Source organism: Opitutaceae bacterium (genome assembly GCA_015075305.1).
GTDB lineage: Bacteria > Verrucomicrobiota > Verrucomicrobiia > Opitutales > Opitutaceae > UBA6669.
Genome location: JABTUS010000015.1, coordinates 1 through 3,267, shown reverse-complemented (window position 1 = coordinate 3,267; position 3,267 = coordinate 1). Strand labels below are relative to the sequence as shown.

General features: G+C 63.5%; 3 protein-coding genes. 1 reads left to right on the top strand and 2 read right to left on the bottom strand.

Annotated features, from left to right (window positions below; translation table 11 throughout):
- Positions 1-53: 53 nt before the first annotated feature.
- Positions 54-1,340: a hypothetical protein gene (locus HS122_20220; GenBank protein MBE7540723.1), complete on the top strand. Its 1,287-nt coding sequence runs from the start codon at positions 54-56 to the stop codon at positions 1,338-1,340.
- 22 nt (positions 1,341-1,362) lie between these two features.
- Here the strand turns inward: HS122_20220 and HS122_20215 are convergent, their stop codons facing one another.
- The gene (locus HS122_20215) at positions 1,363-2,028 is read right to left on the bottom strand and encodes a hypothetical protein (protein ID MBE7540722.1); all 666 of its coding nucleotides are present in this window, start codon (positions 2,026-2,028) and stop codon (positions 1,363-1,365) included.
- Positions 2,029-2,095: 67 nt separating this feature from the next.
- Positions 2,096-3,133 carry an AAA family ATPase gene (locus HS122_20210; protein ID MBE7540721.1) on the bottom strand — a complete coding sequence of 346 codons (1,038 nt, stop codon included), beginning with the start codon at positions 3,131-3,133 and terminating at the stop codon, positions 2,096-2,098.
- Positions 3,134-3,267: the final 134 nt, after the last annotated feature.

Here is a 3,267-nt window from a genome sequence, read left to right as displayed (position 1 = left end):
CGCGCATTGTTGCTCCCAAGTTTCGCTATTCCGCAATCGTTCTTTAAAGTGGTTTGGACGCCCTTGTCATCAACAGCGTGGTTCCGGTTTCAATCTATCCGGGTGACGCCGCGCAGTCCGTGCTGACCTTCAGCACAACCACCAACAACTCCGCAGTCGCCACTTCGTCGGTCAACGCGTCGACCCTGCTGGTCACGCCCGGCACCCAGGCGGGAACAGCGTCGATATCCGTCCGTGCGACCGACTCCAACGGCATGTTCGCACTCAGCGCGTTCAACATCACCCTGGTTTCGGCGGAGCCGGCCCCGGCATTTTCCAAGTCTCCATCCAGTCAGACAATCGCGATCGGAGGCACCGTGATTTTCACCGGCTCAGCTTCCGGCGGGACCGTCAGCTACCAGTGGCGCAGGGATGGCCAGGACATTCCGGGCGCCACCCAGCCCACGCTGCTGCTGAAGGACATCACTGCCGCCCAAGCGGGCGGCTACGCATTGGTGGCCTCCAACACCTCGGGTTCCACCACGAGCAACCCCGCCATGCTGACGGTGGTCCCGGCAACCCAATCCAGCCGACTCATCAATCTATCCATCCGTTCCATAGCCGGATTGGGCGAACAAACCCTGATCGCCGGATTCACTCTGGCCGGCTCAGCCAACGCCAATGTGGTTCTGCGCGGCATCGGCCCGACCCTGGCCAGTTTCCAGGTTCCCAATGTTCTCGCGGATGCGCGGCTGGAACTCTATCGCGGTCAGACAATGCTGTCTTCAAACGACAACTGGTCCGGGAGCGACGGCAGCGCTTTCGGCGCATTCGCGCTGCCGGCCGGCAGTCTCGACTCGGTCCTCACGACCTCGCTGGCACCGGGCGGATACACCGCCCAGGTCAAGGGGCCCGGCAGCACCACAGGCGCGGCTCTCGCCGAATTATATGAAGCCGGAGCTTCCGCCGGCGTGGAAATCGTCAACCTTTCCGCTCGCACGCAGCTCGCCGCCGGCGAGGTTCTCATCGGCGGTTTCAGTCTCACCGGAGGAGCCAGTCGCACCGTCCTCATCCGCGCCATCGGCCCGGGCCTTGCCCCATTCAATGTGCCCGGTTTTCTGGCGGATCCGCGCATTGAGATCTTCCACGGCTCCGACCTGATCGATGGCAATGACAACTGGGCTGGAAACACCATCCTGCTCGATGCGGGCGGTTCCGTGGGGGCATTCCAGATTGCCGACACAGGCAGCAAGGACGCGATGGCGCTGGTGACCGTTCCCCCGGGAGGCTACACGGTGCATGTGCGCTCCACCGACGGCTCCGCCGGAGTTGTGCTGCTCGAAGTGTACTCGCTCCGCTGAGACCCTTTGGCAAGAGGCCGACCTATTCCGCCCCGTCGTCCTCGCGGGACGGCTCATTCCACAGACGCAGGTCGGTCGCGAGCGATGCGAAACCGGGAAAGTCGTTTTCCAATCTTCGCGTATCAGGGAGAAACCTGGCGATTTCGCGCAGCGCACACGCTGTCTCATGCACCAGGCTCGGGCGATCCGTGCCATACACGCGATTCTTGAGCTGGGCGCGTGTGTACGGTAGCCGCCCGCGCGCCTGCCCGTCGATCCACGCCTGCTCATTCACATCGGCATCGGCGGCGCGCCCGGAAAGGTACCAGGCCTCGATGGCAGGCACCGCCACGCCAACAGCCCGTAGCACCCGTGCCCTCCCCCGCGCCGGCGGCAGTTTCCTGGTTGTCTGGCGAAAAACCGCACGCAGCCGGCACATGCGGCAGAGCGGGTGAAAATAGTTCGGCCGGTCGTGCTCAACCGTATGAACAACCGAGTCGTCGCTATCGACCACGACAACCAGTCCATCCGCATCCGTTTCAAAATGCAGATGTCTTATGACCGCCGGCAGCACCTGCGCCACGGACGGCCAGCCGCGCGCGCGCAGCGCCGCCTGCACCCGGACCATCGGCTCGCGCAGAACAGCCCCCACGAGCCGCTCGATGGCCGCCTCATCCGCCGGTGATTCGCTCAGGATGGCAAGCTTCATGCGGCGACACGACAAAGCCGCCGCTCAACTCCGTTTGCGGCGCAGACATTCTGCTGGTTCGGCCCCGTCATCGCGATCCAAACGTCACCGTTCCACCCGCATCGCACGCGGGCACTCCACCCAGGATTCCCGTGAACCAGAGATCGCCCAATGAAGCACCCTCCAGCAGCTCACTGAGATCCTTGCGCTCCGTGAGTTTCTTGAAATGCGCCGCCGTCCCGATTTTTTCCGTGAGGATGACCTCCTCGACGTGGTCCCGATAGAGGTCGAGAAGGTACGGTGAATGCGAGGTCGCCAGAACCTGCACCGGCTCGCGGCCAAGCCCCTGCGACGCAGGGTGGCTGAGCGAATACATCGCATCCTGGATCTCGCGAAGGATGCGCGGGTGAAGGCCCCTGTCCAGTTCCTCGATGCATACGATCGACGGCGGACTGGGATCGACGGCGAGCGCGAAGATCACCATCGCGTAGAGCGTCCCCTGCGACAGGTCCTGGGCGGGCACGCGGGTCCGTTCGCCTGTGATTCGCATCCCCAGGGCGAGGTCATTTCCGGAGACGTCATGAATTGCAATGTCGTCGTATTCCGGAAACACCCGCAGCACCTGTGTCGCCCAGGCGGCGAATATCGCCGGATGCTCCTCTTTCCACCGCAGCACCAGCGCTGCAAGATTGCCCCCGTTCGCCTTGAGCTCCTGGTTCTCCCTTCTCGGCGCGGCCATCGCGATGGCATTGTGGTCGAGCTCAAAACGCCGCAGCCTGAGCAGTCTTTTCCTCAGTTCCTCCCATGTGCCCGTCCCCTCGCCCTTCGACAACGGAAAGACATTGAGAAGATCGCACTTGTCGTCGGAGGCGCAGCTCATGACCGCCTCCCATCCATCGAATGGCGGAAAGAAGCGAAATGAAACCTCGGGTGCACTCGCGCTCCGGTCCGGTTCGCGTCCGCCGCCGGCAAGCGGCAGGCGGGCGAGCGTCCGCAGGCGAACCAGCGCCTCGATCAGGCTGGATTTCCCGGAGCCGTTCGGACCGATCACGAGATTGAACGGCGACAGCTCAACCGAGGTCTGCCGCAGGGCCTTGAAATTTCGAAAGGCAATCGACGCGATCATAGCCCGACTCTCACCGAATTCCGTCCCAAGGCAATCACGCGAATGCAGTTTGCAGCCTGCGCCCCCCTCCGTTGGAGATGGCATGCATCCCCTCCGTTGGAGGGGTGCACTCTGTCGTGCCCAGGCGACGCCGA

Excerpts from the sequence above, each read along its gene's own strand:
- HS122_20215 (MBE7540722.1), bottom strand. The coding sequence starts at position 2,028 with ATGAAGCTTGCCATCCTGAGCGAATCACCGGCGGATGAGGCGGCCATC.
- HS122_20210 (MBE7540721.1), bottom strand. The coding sequence starts at position 3,133 with ATGATCGCGTCGATTGCCTTTCGAAATTTCAAGGCCCTGCGGCAGACC.